The sequence below is a fragment of the Caulobacter sp. CCG-8 genome (assembly GCF_037402475.1).
Lineage (GTDB): Bacteria > Pseudomonadota > Alphaproteobacteria > Caulobacterales > Caulobacteraceae > Caulobacter.
On record NZ_JBBEUD010000010.1, the window covers coordinates 1 to 16,659 of the forward strand.

Genomic DNA, 16,659 nt, shown 5'->3' on the forward strand with positions numbered 1-16,659 from the left:
CCATCGGCGGCGTCCGGCGCTCCAGGGTCAGCAGGGCCAGCAGGCCGACATTGATCGCCAGGCCCGCTCCGCCCGCCGCCAGCCGCGTCCGCCAGGGTCTCCGCGCGGCCATCGGTCGCCTCCGCCCGCCTTGCGTCCGAAGGTTGTGGCGCTCGGCCCGGCCGATTTGCGGCGCCGCTTGGACCAATTGCGGCGAAGCTTGAGCCGCCGCGCGAAATCGCTAAACCGGTCGCATGTTCCGCCAGCGCCCCGACGCCGATCTGATCGTTCAAGGCTGGGTCGTCGGCGTGATGGTCGAAGTGGCCGGCGAGCGCCTGCCCGTCCGCCACTACTTCGCGGTCGGCAAGCCCGACCGCGCCCAGGCCGAGTGGGCCGCCGTCGACCTGGCCATGCAGGCCGGCCCCGTGGCCTCCAGCCCGTCGGGCGGCCGCGAACCGGTCGAGGCCCTGCGCGAGGTCGTCGCCTACCGGATGCGCGAACTGGGGTTGAAGCCCGGCGAGGCCCGCGCCCTGGGCGACAAGTTCCCGAGGCGCTGGCTGCCAGCGTGACGGGCTGAACCCGGTCTTTCAAATGCGGCCGTCATCCCGGGCCTTGTGCCCGGGACCCCTCTATCCGCCGCAGGTGCGGGAGGGTGGCGCGCTGGCGCGCCATGGGCGCTTCACGTGCGAGCTGAACCAGGGGTCCCGGGCACAAGGCCCGGGATGACGAGGGGGGAGCGTCGGCGCCTAGCCGAGGTCGCCCCAAGCGTATCGGCCTCTGATATCTTTCGGAAACACGCCCGTAGCGTGCGTCCGTCAGGACCCGTCGTCATGAGCAAGACCGCCGACCCCGCCCTCACCAACCCCGCCCGCCGCCGCCTGCTGACCCTGGCCGGCGCCGCGCCCCTGGTGCTGAGCGCGACATCCGCCTGCAGCGAGCCGGCCCCGGCGCCCGTCTCCGGCAAGGTCTGCCGCCTGACGCCGCAGGTCACCCAGGGACCCTACTGGTTCGACCCGAAGCTCGACCGCTCGGACGTCACCGAGGGCCGGCCCGGCGTTCCCGTCCGGGTGGCGGTCACCGTGGTCGACGGCGGCTGCCGGCCGATCAAGGGCGCGCGGGTCGACCTCTGGCACTGCGACGCGGCGGGGATCTATTCCGGCTACGAGGGCCCTAATAACGAGGAGGGGGGCGACGACCACCGGACCAGCGCCAAGGGCACGAGGTTCCTGCGCGGCGCCCAGGTCACCGACGCCGAGGGCCGCGCGACCTTCCGCAGCATCTGGCCCGGCTGGTACGAGGGCCGCACGCCGCACATGCACCTGAAGGTGTTCCTGGACGCCCGCACGGTGCTGACCAGCCAGCTGTTCGTGCCCGACGCGCTGTCGGAATGGCTGTACGAGAACGTCCCGGCCTATCGCCGGCCCCGCAGGCGCGACACCTTCAACCGCCAGGACGGCATCGCCCTGCAGGGCGGCGAGGCCATGGTCGCGGCGGTCCGGGAGCTGAAGGACGGCTACGAGCTGGCCCTGACCCTGGGCGTCGACCCGGCCGCCGACTGGAAGGACCAGGGCTTCGGGCCCAATGGACCCCGGGGCGGGCCGATGGGCGGTCCGCCGCCCGGCGGTTTCCCGGACGGCCCTCCGCCCGGCCCGCCGCCCGAAGGCGGTCCTCCCGAAGGCGGCTTCGGTCCGCCGCGCCGCGAGGCCCCGACCGGCGAGGCGCGGCTGAAGGCGATCGTGCCGGGGAGCTAGCCTCCTCTCTGACATCCAAAACAGTTGTCATCCCGGACAAGCGCTGCGCGCTTTCCGGGATGACAACGATATTTGGGCGGGAAAGGCGCCTTCCCTTATCCCGCTACCCAAGCCATCCTCCGCGCCAAACAAACGTTGGAGGGGTAGGGATGTCACGCAAGCAGTGGGCCGCGCTGGGCCTGATCGCGACCTTGGGCCTGAGCACGGCGGCCTGCGCCCGCAACTCGGCCACGCCGCCGCCGGTACCGAACAATTACGCCAAAGAGGAAAACTGGCTGTGCCGTCCCGGCCGCCAGGACGCCTGCGCCGCCGACCAGACGGCCACGGTGGTCCAGGCCGACGGCAAGACCAGCGTCGAAACCTTCAAGGCCGACCCGAACGCCCCGATCGACTGCTTCTACGTCTATCCGACCGTGTCCAGCGACCCGGGCGGCAACAGCGACATGACGCCGGACCTGCCGGAAAGGGCCGTGGCCGACCAGCAGTTCGCCCGCTTCGGGTCGGTCTGCAAGCTGTACGCCCCCAGCTATCGCCAGGTGACCATCGCGGCCCTGCGCAAGATGATGATGGGCGGCGCCTCGAACGGCGACGGCGAGCTGGCCTATGCCGACGTGCGCGACGCCTGGAAGGACTACCTGGCCCGCGACAATCACGGCCGCGGCGTGGTGCTGATCGGCCACTCCCAGGGCTCGCGCATCCTGCTGCGGCTGATCAAGGAGGAGATCGACGGCAAGCCGGTGCAGAAGCAGCTGGTCTCGGCCCTGATCCTGGGCATGAACACGCCCGTCGACCCGGCCAAGGACGCCTACGGCTCGCTGCCGCTGTGCCGCAAGGCCGGCCAGACCGGCTGCGTGATCAGCTACGTCTCGTTCCGCGCCGACGCGCCGCCGCCGCCGACCAGCAAGTTCTTCGGCAAGGTCGCCGAGCCCGGCATGAAGGCCGCCTGCGTCAACCCGGCGGCCCTGGCCGGCGGCTCGGCGACGGTGCGCAGCTATTTCAGCGACCGCACGATCATGGGCACGGCCATGCGCCCGGCCACGGTCTGGGCCAAGGACGTGACCGTCTCGACGCCCTTCGTCGAGCTGCCGGGCCTGGTCTCGGCCGAGTGCGTCAGCAAGGACGGCTTCGACTACCTGGCCGTGACCGTGCACCCCGACAAGGCCGATCCCCGCGCCGACAACATCCCCGGCGACCTGCTGGTGCTGGGCCAGCCTCTGAAGGACTGGGGGCTGCACCTGGTGGACGTGAACCTGACGATGGGAGACCTGGTGTCGGTCGTCGGGGAGCAGTCGAAGGCTTACACCGCCGCCAAATAGGTCGGCGGCTCACCCACTTGCCCCCACCTGACCGCTACGCGGTCTGTCCGCCCCCGTAGGGGGCGGAGCCGCGAGGCGTCGAACGCGAAGGCTCTTCCCCCTCCCGGGGGAAGACGACCGCGAAGCGGTCCGTAGGGGGCAAGTGATCGGTGCGCGATCGCTTGCCCCTTGGGCCTCACTCCCTGGTCACGCTCTTGAACACCGTCACGCCCAGCACGGCGAAGATGATGAAGCCGATCAGGAACAGGAAGAACAGGATCTTGGCGATGCCCGCGGCCGCGCCGGCGATGCCGGTGAAGCCCAGGGCGCCGGCGATCAGGGCGATGACCGCCAGGATGATGGCCCACTTCAACATGGTCGTTTCCTCAAGCAACTCGGCCCGCCCGTCGCGAGCTTCGCCAAGGCAAACGCGGCCTGCACTTTCAATGTTCCTTTGTTGCAGTTCCCCTTGCTCCGCCTTGTCTTCGCCGCCGCGGGTCGGTAACCCATTTCCATGGCCTCCAAGCCCGAAAGCCCGACGGAACCCTTCAAGCGCGCCCTGGCCCACGCGGCGCGGTCGCTCGCCGAGACGCCCGACCTGGAGGTGGTGTTCTCGGGCGAGGGACCCAGCCTGGTCGGCAACCGGGCGGTGCTGCCGCATCCGCCGCGCGACCTCAATTCCAAGGAAGCCGCCCGCATCCGCGGCCTGGCCGACCAGATGGCCTTGCGGCTGGCCCACCACGACCCGGTCTCGCACGCCCGCGCCCGGCCCGGCTCGCCCGACGGCCAGGCGGCCTTCGAAGCCATCGAGCAGGCCCGGATCGAGGCGATCGGCTCCAACAACCTGGGCGGCGTGCGCGCCAACCTGGCCGCCGCGCTGGAGGCCCGCCTCGAAAAGCAGGGCCTGACCCGCGCCGTCGCCACCGACCGCCAGTCCGCCCCCATGGCCGAGATCCTGTCGCTGATGGTGCGCGAGCGCCTGACCGGCGACGCCCCGCCCGACGGGGCCAAGGCGCTGGTCGACATCCTGCGCGCCGACATCGAGTCCAAGGCCGGCAAGGACCTGGACCGCCTGGCCGCCGCCATCGACGACCAGCAGGCCTTCGCCAAGGTCACCCGCGAGATTCTGCGCGACCTGGACCTGGGCGAGGACATGTCCGACGCCACCGAGCAGTCCGACGAGGACGAGGGCGACGAGGACCAGAACACCGAGGCCTCGGAGGACGACAGCGGCGAAGGCGAGGGCGAGCAGTCCGACGGCGCCCAGCCCGAGCAGGCCGAGACCTCGGACCGCGAGTCCGAGGCCGGCGACGAGGAGATGGTCCAGTCCGAGCAGGACGGAGACCCCGAGGACACCGAGGAAGCGCCCGAGATGGGCGACGGCGCCAAGCCCGCCCGTCCCGATCCCGGCCAGGGCGGGGCCGGCGAGCCGCCCTACAAGGTGTTCACCACGGCCTATGACGAGGTGGTGCCGGCCGAGGAACTGTGCGACGCCGACGAGCTGACCCGCCTGCGCGCCTATCTGGACCAGCAGCTGGCGGCCTTCTCCAGCGTGGTCTCGCGCCTGGCCAACAAGCTGCAGCGCCGCCTGCTGGCCCAGCAGAACCGCGCCTGGACCTTCGACCTGGAGGAGGGAATGCTGGACGTCGCCCGCCTGACCCGGGTGATCGTCGACCCCACCGCGCCGCTCTCCTTCAAGCAGGAGGAGGACATCGAGTTCCGCGACACGGTGGTGACCCTGCTGATCGACAATTCCGGCTCGATGCGCGGCCGGCCGATCATGGTGGCGGCGGTCTGCGCCGACATCCTGGCCCGCACGCTGGAGCGCTGCGCGGTCAAGGTCGAGGTGCTGGGCTTCACCACCCGCGCCTGGAAGGGCGGGAGCGCCCGCGACGAGTGGATCAAGGCCGGCAAGCCGCCCGCGCCCGGCCGCCTGAACGACCTGCGCCACATCATCTACAAGTCCGCCGACGCGCCCTGGCGCCGGGCCCGCAAGAACCTGGGCCTGATGATGCGCGAGGGACTGCTGAAGGAGAACATCGACGGCGAGGCCCTGATGTGGGCCCACCAGCGCCTGGTCGGCCGGCCCGAAGCCCGCCGCATTCTGATGGTGATCTCCGACGGCGCGCCGGTGGACGACTCCACCCTCAGCGTCAATTCGGGCCACTATCTGGAGCGCCACTTGCGGCAGGTGATCGCCGAGATCGAGACCAAGAGCCCGGTCGAGCTGATCGCCGTCGGCATCGGCCACGACGTCACGCGCTACTACCGCCGCGCCGTCACCATCGTCGACGTCGAGCAGCTGGGCGGCGCCCTGGTCGACCAGCTGGCCGGGCTGTTCGACGAGGAGCCCAAGGCCGTCAAGCGGGCCCGGGGCCTGCTGGCCGCGCCGCCGACCGTGCAGCCTTCGCAGCCTAAGGCCGCACGCAAGGTCCCCGCGTGATCGGACTGCGCGGCTTCCTCGTCCTGGGTCTGGTCTCGCTGGCCCTGGGCCAGTGCGCCAAGGCCCCGCCGCAACCGGCCGTCCTGCCGGTCGCTCCGGTCAAGGTCGGGCCCGAGATCAACCTGACGACCACGCCCGTGCCCCTGAGCTCGGCCAATCCGCCGCCGGTTTCGATCGGCCGCTTCGTCTACGCCGGCGGCATCGCCATCAGCAGCCCCGACACCCAGCGCCTGCACGGCCTGTCGGACCTGAAGTTCGGCCCCGACGGCGGGCTGGTGGCGGTCAGCGACGACGGCGACCTGTTCGAGGCGAAGCTGAAGCTGGACGAGGCCGGCCGCCTGGTCGGCCTGACCGACGGCAAGCTGCAACCGCTGAAGGGCCTGGACGGCCAGCCGCTGCAGGGCAAGGCCCAGTCCGACGCCGAGGGCCTGGCCATCCTGGCCAACGGCGACCGGCTGGTCAGCTTCGAGCGCGAGCACCGGATCTGGCTCTATCCGCGCTTGGCCGACGGCTCCTACGGGACGCCGCGCGCGGTCAACAAGCCGGCCACCACCTTCCCCGACAACGAGGGCATGGAGGCCCTGACCGCCTATCCGATCGCCGGGCCCGACGCCTATCTGGTGGGCGGCGAGGAGGGCGAGGTGTGGCTGTGCAAGCTGTCGGCCCCGTGCGTGGGCCTGGCCCCGCAGTCGCCGCCGGACTTCACCTGGGGCCTGACCTCGTTCGCGGCCTTCCAGGGCCAGGCGATCGCTGCCCTCTACCGCGCCTACGACCCGATTCGCGGCTGGCGCGGCCAGGTGCGGTTCGTCGTCGATCCCCGCGCCCCGGCCGCCAAGCAGTTCCTGGCCGCGACCCTTACCCTGGACGGGGCGACCACCCGCGACAATTTCGAGGGGATCGCGCTCAGCACCGGCCCGTCCGGCGCGACGCGGATCTACATCCTGTCGGACGACAACGACGCCCCGCAGGAACGCACCCTGCTGATGGCCTTCGACTGGACCGCGCCGCCCCCGCCGCCGCCGGCCCCGCCCAAGCCGGTGAAGCGGCGGCGCTAGGGGACCAGGACCCTCTCTCTTAGAGAGAGGGAGGGGCCCATGGCAAAGCCATGGGAGGGTGAGAGGTTACACTCTCACCGAATGAAACGCGGTCGTTCAGCAGGCCTTCGGGTAGTCGCCCGATCCACGGCGGCGGTGCGATCCGCTTCATCGGAAGGGCCCGAAAGCGAGGTTGAACGTCTGGAGGTTTGCCGGCCGACGGTGAAACCTCTCACCCTCCCACCGCTTCGCGGCGGGCCCCTCCCTCTCTCAAAGAGAGAGGGTTTCAGAGGGCCGCTACCCCGCCCGCGTCACCTCGGGCAGGACATACGCCCCGCTCAGGATCGCCTCGGTCGGCACGTAGGTGCGGACCAGCAGGGCGAACTGTCCGGCCGGCGCGGGCAGCCAGTTGGCGCGGGCCGCCGGGTCGGCCGGCTCGCGGTTCGACAGGGTCAGGGTCAGCGAGCCGTCGGCGTTGAAGACCAGCTCGTCGGCGTCGAGATTGACCGTGCCCAGGTTGTTGCGCCCGTTGGGGCTGGGCGTCAGGAAGTAGTAGTCCTGGTCGTACATCGACAGCGACCAGAAGCCGCCGCGCGCGCGGTCCACCGGCGGCAGGCCGCCCTTGGGGAAGGTGACGGCGTAGGTGTAGCGGCCCTGGAGCAGGGCGCCCTTCGCGTCGGTGCCGCGCACGAAATAGACCGCCTCGTGGAAATCGTTGACATAGATGTAGATCACGGCCGCCTGGGCGCGGCCGAACCAGTCGGTCCCCCAGGCGCCGCCGTTCTCCTGCCGCTGCCAGCCGCCGCCGGCCCCGACGCCGACCTGGTGGTACTTGGCCGACTCGAACAGCTCGCTCTCGGCGACCAGGGCGACGCGGTCGATCAGCGCCTTCCAGGCGGGGTCCGCGGCGCGCAGGGCCAGCAGGGTGCGGGCCTGGTCGACCATGGGGGCGTCGTCGGGCGCGACCTTGGGATTGGCGTCCAGGGCCTTTTCCAGGTCGTCCCAGAACCGTTCGGCGTGGACGGGGCGGATGCGCAGGATGTCGGGATCGGAGGCGATGATCTCGGGCGTGATCGGCGGGGGATAGACCTTGTTCCGCGCGCAGGCCTCGCAGTCGAAGACGCGCAAGCCCGGCGCGTCCTGGCTGAGCGGGTAGACGCCGATCTGGTTGAGCACCGCCCGCGCCTGGGCCTTGGACTCCGCAGAACGGGCCATGAAGCTGCGCCCCATCGCCAGGACGATATTGGTGGGCGAGCGCAGCACCTCGACGAAGCCTTCGGGCGTCTCGCCCCGCCAGTCCGGGCCCACCAGCAGGAACTTGCCGCCCGGCGTGCCCGAGGCCGAACCGAGCTGGCGGATCACCGTGGTGAAGAGGTCGGCGATCTGGATCGTCCAGTAGTGCCCGGGGGGAGCCTCGGTCGGCGTTTGGATCACCACGCCTTCGTCCGCCAGATCGACGACGGAAACGCCGTAGATGGTGTCGCTGTTGGGGGTGACGACCTTGCGCTGGGCCGGCGACATGTAGTCGTCCAGATAGCCCATCACGTTCTTGGGCGACCCGGGGAACAGGCCCATGGTGGCGCCGGGACCGTCCTTCATCACCTCCCAGGCGTCGGTCCGGCTGAAGGTGTCGACGGCCGGATAGCCCCAGTAGAAGACGACTTTTGCCAGGGCCTCGACATAGGCCTGGTTGGCCAGCTGGGCGGCCACGCCCCCGGAATTGGCGAGGTGGGGATGGGCGGCGTTGAACTGTCGCGCGACGTAGGGGACGGCGGTGTCGGGCATGGCGGCTCTCCTTGGCGGCGGGCAGCCTAGGGCGCGGGCGCAGGGTCCAAAATCCAGCGATGCCCGGTGTCCAAGGGCGGGTTTGCCCTAGCGGGGCCGCCGCGCGCCGGACGTCTTCGCGCCGTGACGCGGTCGTCTTGGCCGGCGGCCGTCCCCCTAGCGGCGGCCCGGCGGACCCGCCCTACGGAAATATCGGTTTGCCCGCCCTTCGAACGGGGATCATCGGAAGCCTCGCCGAGGGATTCCGCCCATGGCCCAGTCCGCGTCCGCATCGCCAGGATGCTCCGCCGACGAGGGCCGCCGCCGGGGGGGGGCGGGCGGACCGCCGGCGCGTGAGAACTCGAACCCCCGGAGGCTCTCGTGGCCAAGAAACCGTTCAACGGCGTCATCAAGCTCGACATCCGCGACTCCAAGGCGGACTGGGAGCCGTTCCTGCCGCCCAAGGCGCCCGACGGCGCGCCCAACGTGCTGATCGTCCTTTATGACGACACCGGCCAGGCGGCCTGGCAGCCGTATGGCGGCGCGATCAACATGCCGACCCTGCAGAAGCTGGCCGACAACGGCCTGACCTACACCCAGTGGCATACCACGGCCCTGTGCTCGCCCACCCGCTCCTGCTTCCTGACGGGCCGCAACCACCACCTCAACGGCATGTCGTGCATCACCGAGGGCGCCAACGGCTTCCCGGGCTGGAGCGGCCGCGTGCCCGAGGACTGCATGACGGTCGGTCAGATGCTGCAGGACAGCGGCTACAGCACCTTCTGGCTAGGCAAGGACCACAACGTGCCCGAACAGGACATCTGCGCGGGTGGTCCCAAGTCCGAATGGCCGCTGCAGAAGGGCTTCGACCGCTACTACGGCTTCCTCGGCGGCGAGACCAACAACTGGTACCCGGACCTGACCGAGGACAACAAGTTCATCGACCAGCCTTACGGTCCGGAGGACGGCTATCACCTGTCCAAGGACCTGGTCGACCAGGCCATGCAGATGATCCGCGACCAGAAGGCCAGCAATCCGTCCAAGCCCTGGTTCATGTGGCTGTGCCCCGGCGCCAACCACGCCCCGCACCACGCGCCCAAGGAATATGCCGACCGCTACAAGGGCAAGTTCGACGAGGGCTACGACGCCTATCGCAAGTGGGTGGTGCCGCGGATGATCGAGAAGGGCCTGCTGCCGGCCGACACCAAGCTCGAGGACTTCAACCCTATGCGGGAGGACCAGGCCAATCCCGGCGACTATGTGCGCCCCTGGGAGGAGCTGAACGAGCAGGAACGCAAGCTCTTCTCGCGCATGGCCGAGGTCTATGCCGGCTTCTCGGAATACACCGACGAGCAGGTGGGCCGGCTGATCGACTATCTCGAAAAGAGCCACCAGCTCGAAAACACCATCATCCTCTACTGCTCGGACAACGGCGCGTCGGGCGAGGGCGGTCCGAACGGCTCGGTCAACGAGAACAAGTTCTTCAACAACTATCCCGACGAGCTGAGCGAGAACATGAAGTATCTCGACGTGCTGGGCGGGCCAGAGACCTACAACCACTATCCCACGGGCTGGGCGGCGGCGTTCTCGGCGCCCTACAAGATGTTCAAGCGCTATTCGGAATACGCCGGCGGCACCGCCTGCCCGATGGTCATCTCCTGGCCCAAGGGCATCAAGGCCAAGGGCGAGGTGCGCAACCAGTACCATCACGCCGTCGACCTGGTGCCGACGATCCTGGAGTGCATCGGCATCGAGATGCCCGACACCTATCGCGGGGTGAAGCAGCACGCGCTGTCCGGCGTGTCGATGAAGTACAGCTTCGAGGCCGACGGGCCGACGAAGAAGAAGCGCCAGTACTACGCCATGCTGGGCACGCGCGGCATCTGGGAGGACGGCTGGAAGGCCGCGGCCATCCACGCCCCGCTGACCGGCAAGGGTCACTTCGACCACGACGACTGGGAGCTGTACCACGTCGACGTCGACCGCTCGGAATCGATCGACCTGGCCGACAAGCATCCGGAAAAACTCCAGGCGCTGGTCAAGGCCTGGTTCGAGGAGGCCGAGGCCAACAACGTGCTGCCGCTGGACGACCGCAGCGCCGCCGAGATCCTCGGCGTCGAGCGTCCCGGGGCCGAACCGCCGCGTGAACGCTATGTCTATTATCCCGACACCTCGCCGGTGCCGGAAGGCGTGGCGGTCAACGTGCGCGGTCGATCCTACAAGATCATCGCCGACGTCGAGATCACCGATAAGGCCGAAGGCGTGATCTTCGCCCACGGCTCGCGCTTCGGCGGCCACAGCCTGTTCATCAAGGACGGCAAGCTGCACTACGTCTACAACTTCCTGGGCATCAAGCCCGAGCAGAAGTTCGTGTCGGGCAAGCTCAAGCCCGGCAAGCAGACGCTGGGTGTGGAGTTCATCCGCGAAGGCGAGGGGCCGAACGGCGAGTCGACCGGCAAGACCACGCTCTATGTGGGCGAGGAGGTCGCGACCCAGGGGCCGATGAAGACCCAGCTGGGCAAGTTCACCCTGTCGGGCGACGGCCTGTGCATCGGGCGCGACAGCGGCGACGCGGTCAGCGAGGACTATGTTACGCCCGGAACCTTCAAGGGCGGGACGATCTTCGGCGTCGGCGTCACTGTCGAGAAGGAGCAGTACCTGAATCTGGAGAAGCTGGCCGCCGCCGCCATGGCGGTGGACTAGGCCGCACGACCAGGCGCCGCGGCCGGATCGACCCGGTCGCGGCGCCTGCTTTTCGAGCTTCCGAGATAGTTTCCTTTGAAACTCAATATTTTACTTCAAACGACAGCGTTGTCATGTTACCGCTACCTTCGATGGTTTGAGCGGGCGAGATCCCAACGGCCGTCAGAGGAACGCACCGGGAGGTGGTTGAACCCCAACCCCCTTTCGGAAGTATCGATCATGAAGACTCTGTTTGTCCTGGCCGCTTCGGCCCTGGCCCTGTCCACCGCCTCGTCGGCCTTCGCCGCCGAACAACACGTCAAGGTCCGCGGCCGCACCGACGCCGCCATCCACGCCGACATCGTCGCCGCCGCCTCGTCGATCTGCCGCGAGGACGTGGGCAGCCATGCCGACGACCTCTACGCCTACTGCGTGCGCGAAGTCACCCGCGACGCCGTCCTGAAGGTGGGCAGCCCCACCCTGAAGGCCTATGACCGCCAGGCGTTCCGCGCCAACGGCCTGATCAAGGCCAGCTACTAGGACCCCGCGTTCCGGCCCGGTCCCGCGCGGCTTCGGCGGCGCGGGACCGGGTTGCGGCCTCGCTTTCCCGCGACAATTCGTGTCAACCGGTTTTGCGTCCGCACTGCAACATAACCGTTGATAAGTGACGCGCGACAAGTTACAGCTTGAGCAAAGGCGGCAGAGCGGGCGAGATCCTGGACCAGCCGCCAGGGGAAACGTGTTTCGGACGGGTTGAAATCAACGCTGTCCCGGAATCCGTCCCATGATCCGCACCATCGTCCTGGCCGCCTCGGCCGTCGCCCTGTTCGCCGCCGCTCCCGCCGGCGCCGCCGAAGTCCGCATCAAGACCGCCGGCAAGGCCCCGGCCGAGCTGCGCGCCGAAATCGTCAAGGCCGCCTCGACCGTCTGCTGGCAGAACGTCCGCGGCGAGAGCCTGGCCACCTACCTGTACCCCTCGTGCGTGCGCGCCTCGGTCAACGACGCCGTCAGCAAGCTGAACAACCCGGAACTGGCCTCGTACAACGACGCCAACCCGGCCATCCGCGCCCGCTAAGGCCGGACAACCCCTTAGTACCGAGGCGGCGGCGTACCGGCCGTCTCACCAGTAAGCGTTGAAGAAGCCCTCTCCCGGCGACGGGGGAGGGCTTTTTCGTGCGTGGAATCCAGCTCTTGAGCCCGTTGAGCATAGGGTGTCATCCCGGAAGCCTCGCAGAGGCTGTCCGGGACCCAGGGGACTGGGCGAAGGCTTTGCGGTTCACCAGGGTCCCGGACCACGCTTCGCGTTTCCGCGATGGCAACGGATTTGGAGCTTCGACGCTGAAGGCCCCCGGCCGCTACTTCGCCGACGTCTGGGTCTGCAGGATCGGCAGCATCGAGGCCAGCTTCAGGTCGATGGCCATGCTGAGCCGGCGGTCGATCTGGAAGAAGGTGGCCGCCTTCACCCCCGGCAGGGTCTTGCCGACGATCGGCACGTACTTGGACCGCAGGGCGGCCAGGCGGGTGTCCTGGTCCAGCCAGCGGCCGATGAAGTCCATCGCGCCCTTGTCGTCGTACTGGCCGTACTTGTTCACGTAGTCGGCGACCAGGGCGTACTGGTCGTCCTTGATCTTGGTCCGCTCGGCGGCGTAGCGGTCGTAGACCGGCCAGAAGCGCGTGGCCTCGGCGTCGCTGAGGGTCAGGGTCGCCGCGATGATCTGCTTGCGGGACGAGCGCAGCTCCTCGCGCATGCCTTCCAGATCGGCGGCGGTCAGCGGCTTGTCCGGCGCGGGCATGGCCTCGGCGGCGGGCGCCGCCTGGGCCTGGGCGGCGTGGGCCGGGACCGGGGCCTGGGCGAGGCTCGCGCCCAGCAGCAGCGAGACGGCGAGGATTCTGAAGGTCATGGATGGGCTCCTGGTCGGCGGGCTCGGACCGAGCGTGGCCGCGGGGCAGCATCCGCAAGGGGCGGGGGCGTCGCAATCGGGGCTAACCCGGCCAGGCTCCCAGGGTTTTGCCCGGTGTGGACACCGAGGATCCAGACGCGAAAAGGCCCGCGAGGCGAACCTCGCGGGCCTTTCGTTCGGCGTAAACCGAGAAAGTCTTAGGCGGCGACCGCGGCGGCCTTGGCCTTCGCCTTCACCTGGGCCTTGATCTTCAGGGCGCGCGGCGACAGCTGCTCGTCCTTGGCGCCCAGCAGGAACACGTCCAGGCCGCCCTTGAAGTCCAGGGTGCGCAGCGCGGCGTTGCTGATGCGCAGCTTGAAGGTCTGACCCAGCGATTCCGACTGCAGCGAGGCGGGAGCCAGCGCCGGCAGGAAGCGGCGCTTGGTCTTGATGTTCGAGTGGCTCACATTGTGGCCGACCATCGGACCGACCCCAGTGAGTTCGCAACGGCGCGACATGTGGATACCTTGGGCTTAGGCGAAGCCGAAGGCTCCGCAACATGAATTTCGGCGCGCGATGGGCGGACCGCCGCGCGAGAGCGGGCGATATAGGCGAAGGGGCCTTGCCGAGTCAAGCCGCGCCTGACGGTCGATGGACGTCTTGGGCGCGTGACGGGCGCGGGCGCGGCCCCAACATCGCCTTCAAACGCGGTTCATCTGCCGCTCTATATATAGAGCCGTCCCTGAAGGAGATCGACCGCATGCGCCTGTTCGCCCCCGCCCTGATCGCCGGAACGCTGATTCTGGGCGCCGTGGCGGCCGTCGCGGCCCCCCAAATCGCCGGCGCCGCCGGCGCCGCCGGCGCGCGGACGACGATTCTGCCCGGCCAGTGGGAATACAGCTACCGCGTCGGCCCGATCCCGGCCGGCAGCGAGGACCGCTGCCTCAAGCAGGCCGACGTCGAGCAGTTCGCCAAGGGCATCTGCACCCGCAAGTACACCTGCGACTACGACACCCGGGTGGTGCAGGACGGCAAGGTGCAGCTGAAGGGCACCTGGACCGACAAGAAGGGCCGCGTGGCGCCCGTGGACGCCAAGGGGACCTACACCCCCGAGAGCTTCCGCCTGAACGTCCACATGAAGACCATCAACGGCATCCCGCTGGCCGGGGTGATGGAGGCCAAGCGCGTCAGCGCGACCTGCACGCCGGAGTAGGGAGGGCGCGCGCGTTTCGCATAACGCCGATTGCCAAGCTGAGGGCCGCGCGTGAAGAATGCCGCCGCACGACCGGAGGATGATCTCCGGCAGTCCGGAGAAGACGCCATGGCCCTCGACACTCCCGTCAATTCCCAGATCACCGACGCCGTCACCCAGGCCAACGTCAAGGTGCTGGGCGACGCCCCGGCCATGGCCATGGGGGCGATCTATCAGAGCCTGGCCCACTCGACGGGCATCCTCTACGAGAACGCCACGGCCGCCCAGCAGAACCAGGCGATCCTGGCTCAGGCCGCCATCACCCAGGGGGTGATGCAGCTCTACAGCTTCGACACCGCGGCCGCGGCCGCCACCGTGGCCAAGCTGGGCCAGTCGGACGTGCCGGACAACATGCTGTCGCTGCTGGCCGCCCTGCGCGCCTTCGGCGGGGGCGACGTCCAGGCCCAGGCCCAGGCGATCGACGCCGCCCTGGCCGCCATCAAGGGCCTGACGCCCGCGCCCGCCCAGCCGTCGTCGGCCAAGCCGGCGACCGCCGCCAGGCCCGCCACGTCCCGGCGCCCCGCCGCCAAGCCGAAGGGCTGACATGGCCCCCGCCTCGGGAGAGGCCGTGGACCCGACGGCGGTCGCCCTGCGCGCGGCCGCCGTCCACTCCGCCGCCCTGGTGCTGGTCAGCGCCGCCCAGCACGTGCAGCGCACCACCGTGCTGGTCGAGGCGGCGACGGTCCGGGCGCTGATCGGCGCGGCGGGCGAGGTCGACCGCGAGCTGGCCGTCGCCCGCGCGGCCCTGGCCGAGGCCATGGGCCTGTTCGAGGCCGCCCAGGCCCAGGCCCGGACCCTGACGGCCGAGCTCGGCGGAACATGATTTGTGGTTAATCCGAATTAAGCTACAATAGCTTGTAGGGAACAAACACTGAATCGGGCGAAGTCGCTGATTCGGTCATGATTCGTTTCGCTCGTGTTCGACGAACGGTGAACCGGCGTTAACGCTGCAGCTTCCCGCCCGCCCTGCCCGGCGCCTCTTCCTTTCAGACGGCGCCCCGTTGGGGCGCCTCCAGGGCCTCGGCGACCAGCTGGGTGTCCATGTATTCGGTCAGCGAGGCGATCTTGCCGTCCGCCAGCCGGCACACCCAGCAATAGGTGTTGTCGTAGCGCTTGCCCGTCTTGGTCGTGACCTTGCCCCGGCACTCGACCACCACCGTGTCGCCCTCGGCGACAATGGCGTCGGCCGTGTTGACGTACTGGTCGGCGAACTGGGCGAACAGCGGGGTCAGCAGGTCGCGGCGGATGGCGGCCTTGCCGGTGTAGACGCCCGACCAGGGCGTGGTCCCGATCATCCGCCAGACGGTGGTCTCGTCCAGGCTGTCGAGGAACAGCCTGGCGTCGCCGCGCGCCAGGCCGTCGAAGATGGCCTGCATCAGTCGCTTGTTGTTTTGGGTCGCGCTCATGGCGGCTCTCCGTTCAAGGGTGGAGCCTCATCATCCGGCCGCGTGGATCATTCATCCAATCGATGCTGATGATGGTCTATATTCACCGGATGAACCTCGCCAAGCTGGACCTGAACCTGCTGGTGGCGCTGGACGCGCTGCTGGCCGAAGCGAGCGTCGGGCGCGCGGCCCTGCGCCTGAACCTGTCGCAGCCGGCGGTCAGCCACGCCCTGCGCCGCTTGCGTGAGGCGACCGGCGATCCGCTGCTGGTGCGGGTGGGGCCGCGCATGGCGCTGACGCCCCGCGCCGAGGCCCTGCGCGCGCCCCTGGCCCAGGCCCTGGACCAGGTGAGGGGGCTGTTCCAGGACCAGGGCTTCGACCCGGCGACCAGCGCGCGCGGCTTCCGGCTGATGATGCCCGACCTGTGCGTCGACCTGCTGATGCCCGCCGTGCTGGACCAGGTCGCCGCCGCCGCGCCCGGCGTGCGGCTGGACGTTGTGCCCTGGCGCGGCCCGGCGGTGCTGACCCCCGACTTCACCCGCACGGTCGACCTGGTGATCGCCTGGACCGGCGAGGCCTATCCCGGCTTCCACCGCCAGTCGCTCTACACAGACCGAGACGCCCTGGCAGTGCGGCGCGGACATCCGGACGGGGCGAGGCTGTCGGACCTGTCGGCGTTCAACGCCGCCCGGCACGTGGCCGTGGTCGGGGCGGGCGAGCGCGACGACGCCATCGAGCCCTTCCTGCGCCAGAACGGCATAGAGCGCCGCATCGCCCTGGCCGTGCCCAGCTATCTCCAGGCCCTGCGGATGACCGCCCGCTCCGACCTGGTGGCCTTCGTGCCCGGCCGACTGATCGCCGCCCTGGCCGGGCCGCTGGACCTGCTGCGGGTCGAGCCGCCGATCGATCCGGGCGAGGACCAACAGTACCTGTTCTATCCGGTGGAGGCGCGGATGGACCCGGGGTCGATCTGGCTGCGCGAGCTGGTGCTGCGGGTGGGGCGGGGGTTGTAGGGCGGAGAGGTTGGCCGCCATCGGTTCGGCCGATAGAAATCGCGCCCCAAAACCGTTGTCATCCCGGAAGCCTCGCAGAGGCTGTCCGGGACCCAGGGGACGGGGCTGGCGCGTTACGGTTCACCTGGGTCCCGGACAAGCGCTCCGCGCTTTCCGGGATGACACCAAAATTTAGGGTGCA

The 16,659-nt window shown here is 69.4% G+C and carries 17 protein-coding genes; 12 read left to right on the forward strand and 5 right to left on the reverse strand.

Translation table 11 applies throughout. From position 1 onward, the window contains the following. Positions 1-233: 233 nt before the first annotated feature. From WAE60_RS11385 to WAE60_RS11395, 3 genes are all read left to right on the forward strand, one after another. Positions 234-548: a hypothetical protein gene (locus WAE60_RS11385; protein WP_029908252.1), complete on the forward strand. Its 315-nt coding sequence runs from the start codon at positions 234-236 to the stop codon at positions 546-548. 261 nt (positions 549-809) lie between these two features. Next, entirely contained in the window at positions 810-1,730 is a 921-nt protein-coding gene (locus WAE60_RS11390) for an intradiol ring-cleavage dioxygenase (RefSeq protein WP_337686503.1), read from the forward strand. Positions 1,731-1,879: 149 nt separating this feature from the next. Further along, positions 1,880-3,046: a DUF3089 domain-containing protein gene (locus WAE60_RS11395; protein WP_337686504.1), complete on the forward strand. Its 1,167-nt coding sequence runs from the start codon at positions 1,880-1,882 to the stop codon at positions 3,044-3,046. A gap of 175 nt (positions 3,047-3,221) precedes the next feature. Here WAE60_RS11395 and WAE60_RS11400 read toward each other — a convergent pair whose 3' ends face one another. Continuing rightward, positions 3,222-3,401, reverse strand: coding sequence for a DUF1328 domain-containing protein (locus tag WAE60_RS11400; RefSeq protein WP_029908246.1), 180 nt, complete (start codon positions 3,399-3,401; stop codon positions 3,222-3,224). A gap of 138 nt (positions 3,402-3,539) precedes the next feature. On the opposite strand from WAE60_RS11400, the gene cobT reads away from it, so the two are divergent. Together cobT and WAE60_RS11410 are read left to right on the forward strand one after the other, a co-directional pair. Beyond that, the gene (gene cobT, locus WAE60_RS11405) at positions 3,540-5,468 is read left to right on the forward strand and encodes a cobaltochelatase subunit CobT (protein WP_337686505.1); all 1,929 of its coding nucleotides are present in this window, start codon (positions 3,540-3,542) and stop codon (positions 5,466-5,468) included. Then, positions 5,465-6,523 (forward strand): esterase-like activity of phytase family protein, encoded by a 1,059-nt coding sequence (locus tag WAE60_RS11410; protein WP_337686506.1) that lies wholly within the window; start codon positions 5,465-5,467, stop codon positions 6,521-6,523. Before cobT ends, WAE60_RS11410 begins: the two co-directional genes overlap by 4 nt. A 276-nt stretch (positions 6,524-6,799) precedes the next feature. Here the strand turns inward: WAE60_RS11410 and WAE60_RS11415 are convergent, their stop codons facing one another. Beyond that, positions 6,800-8,287: a DUF1254 domain-containing protein gene (locus WAE60_RS11415; protein WP_337686508.1), complete on the reverse strand. Its 1,488-nt coding sequence runs from the start codon at positions 8,285-8,287 to the stop codon at positions 6,800-6,802. A 360-nt stretch (positions 8,288-8,647) separates the two neighbouring features. Between WAE60_RS11415 and WAE60_RS11420 the strand changes: the two genes are divergently transcribed. From WAE60_RS11420 to WAE60_RS11430, 3 genes are all read left to right on the forward strand, one after another. Next, positions 8,648-10,969, forward strand: a complete 2,322-nt coding sequence (locus tag WAE60_RS11420; protein WP_337686510.1) for an arylsulfatase — start codon at positions 8,648-8,650, stop codon at positions 10,967-10,969. A gap of 219 nt (positions 10,970-11,188) precedes the next feature. After that, entirely contained in the window at positions 11,189-11,488 is a 300-nt protein-coding gene (locus tag WAE60_RS11425) for a hypothetical protein (protein ID WP_337686512.1), read from the forward strand. A 244-nt stretch (positions 11,489-11,732) separates the two neighbouring features. After that, positions 11,733-12,023 (forward strand): hypothetical protein, encoded by a 291-nt coding sequence (locus WAE60_RS11430; RefSeq protein WP_029908234.1) that lies wholly within the window; start codon positions 11,733-11,735, stop codon positions 12,021-12,023. Between the two features lie 280 nt (positions 12,024-12,303). Here WAE60_RS11430 and WAE60_RS11435 read toward each other — a convergent pair whose 3' ends face one another. Both WAE60_RS11435 and rpmB read right to left on the reverse strand, forming a co-directional pair. Next, positions 12,304-12,849 (reverse strand): hypothetical protein, encoded by a 546-nt coding sequence (locus tag WAE60_RS11435; protein WP_337686513.1) that lies wholly within the window; start codon positions 12,847-12,849, stop codon positions 12,304-12,306. Between the two features lie 197 nt (positions 12,850-13,046). Continuing rightward, the gene (rpmB, locus tag WAE60_RS11440; protein WP_029908231.1) at positions 13,047-13,346 is read right to left on the reverse strand and encodes a 50S ribosomal protein L28; all 300 of its coding nucleotides are present in this window, start codon (positions 13,344-13,346) and stop codon (positions 13,047-13,049) included. Positions 13,347-13,588: 242 nt separating this feature from the next. On the opposite strand from rpmB, the gene WAE60_RS11445 reads away from it, so the two are divergent. The 3 genes from WAE60_RS11445 (at position 13,589) to WAE60_RS11455 (ending at position 14,903) form a co-directional block, all read left to right on the forward strand. Then, a complete protein-coding gene (locus WAE60_RS11445; protein ID WP_337686514.1) occupies positions 13,589-14,041 on the forward strand; it encodes a DUF3617 family protein in 453 nt (150 codons plus the stop codon). A 108-nt stretch (positions 14,042-14,149) separates the two neighbouring features. Next, a complete protein-coding gene (locus WAE60_RS11450) occupies positions 14,150-14,623 on the forward strand; it encodes a RebB family R body protein (RefSeq protein WP_337686515.1) in 474 nt (157 codons plus the stop codon). A gap of 1 nt (position 14,624) precedes the next feature. Next, positions 14,625-14,903, forward strand: a complete 279-nt coding sequence (locus tag WAE60_RS11455; protein WP_337686517.1) for a hypothetical protein — start codon at positions 14,625-14,627, stop codon at positions 14,901-14,903. A 163-nt stretch (positions 14,904-15,066) separates the two neighbouring features. Here the strand turns inward: WAE60_RS11455 and WAE60_RS11460 are convergent, their stop codons facing one another. Then, positions 15,067-15,486, reverse strand: a complete 420-nt coding sequence (locus WAE60_RS11460) for a nuclear transport factor 2 family protein (protein ID WP_337686518.1) — start codon at positions 15,484-15,486, stop codon at positions 15,067-15,069. A gap of 68 nt (positions 15,487-15,554) precedes the next feature. On the opposite strand from WAE60_RS11460, the gene WAE60_RS11465 reads away from it, so the two are divergent. Beyond that, positions 15,555-16,478 carry a LysR family transcriptional regulator gene (locus WAE60_RS11465; RefSeq protein ID WP_337686519.1) on the forward strand — a complete coding sequence of 308 codons (924 nt, stop codon included), beginning with the start codon at positions 15,555-15,557 and terminating at the stop codon, positions 16,476-16,478. Positions 16,479-16,659: the final 181 nt, after the last annotated feature.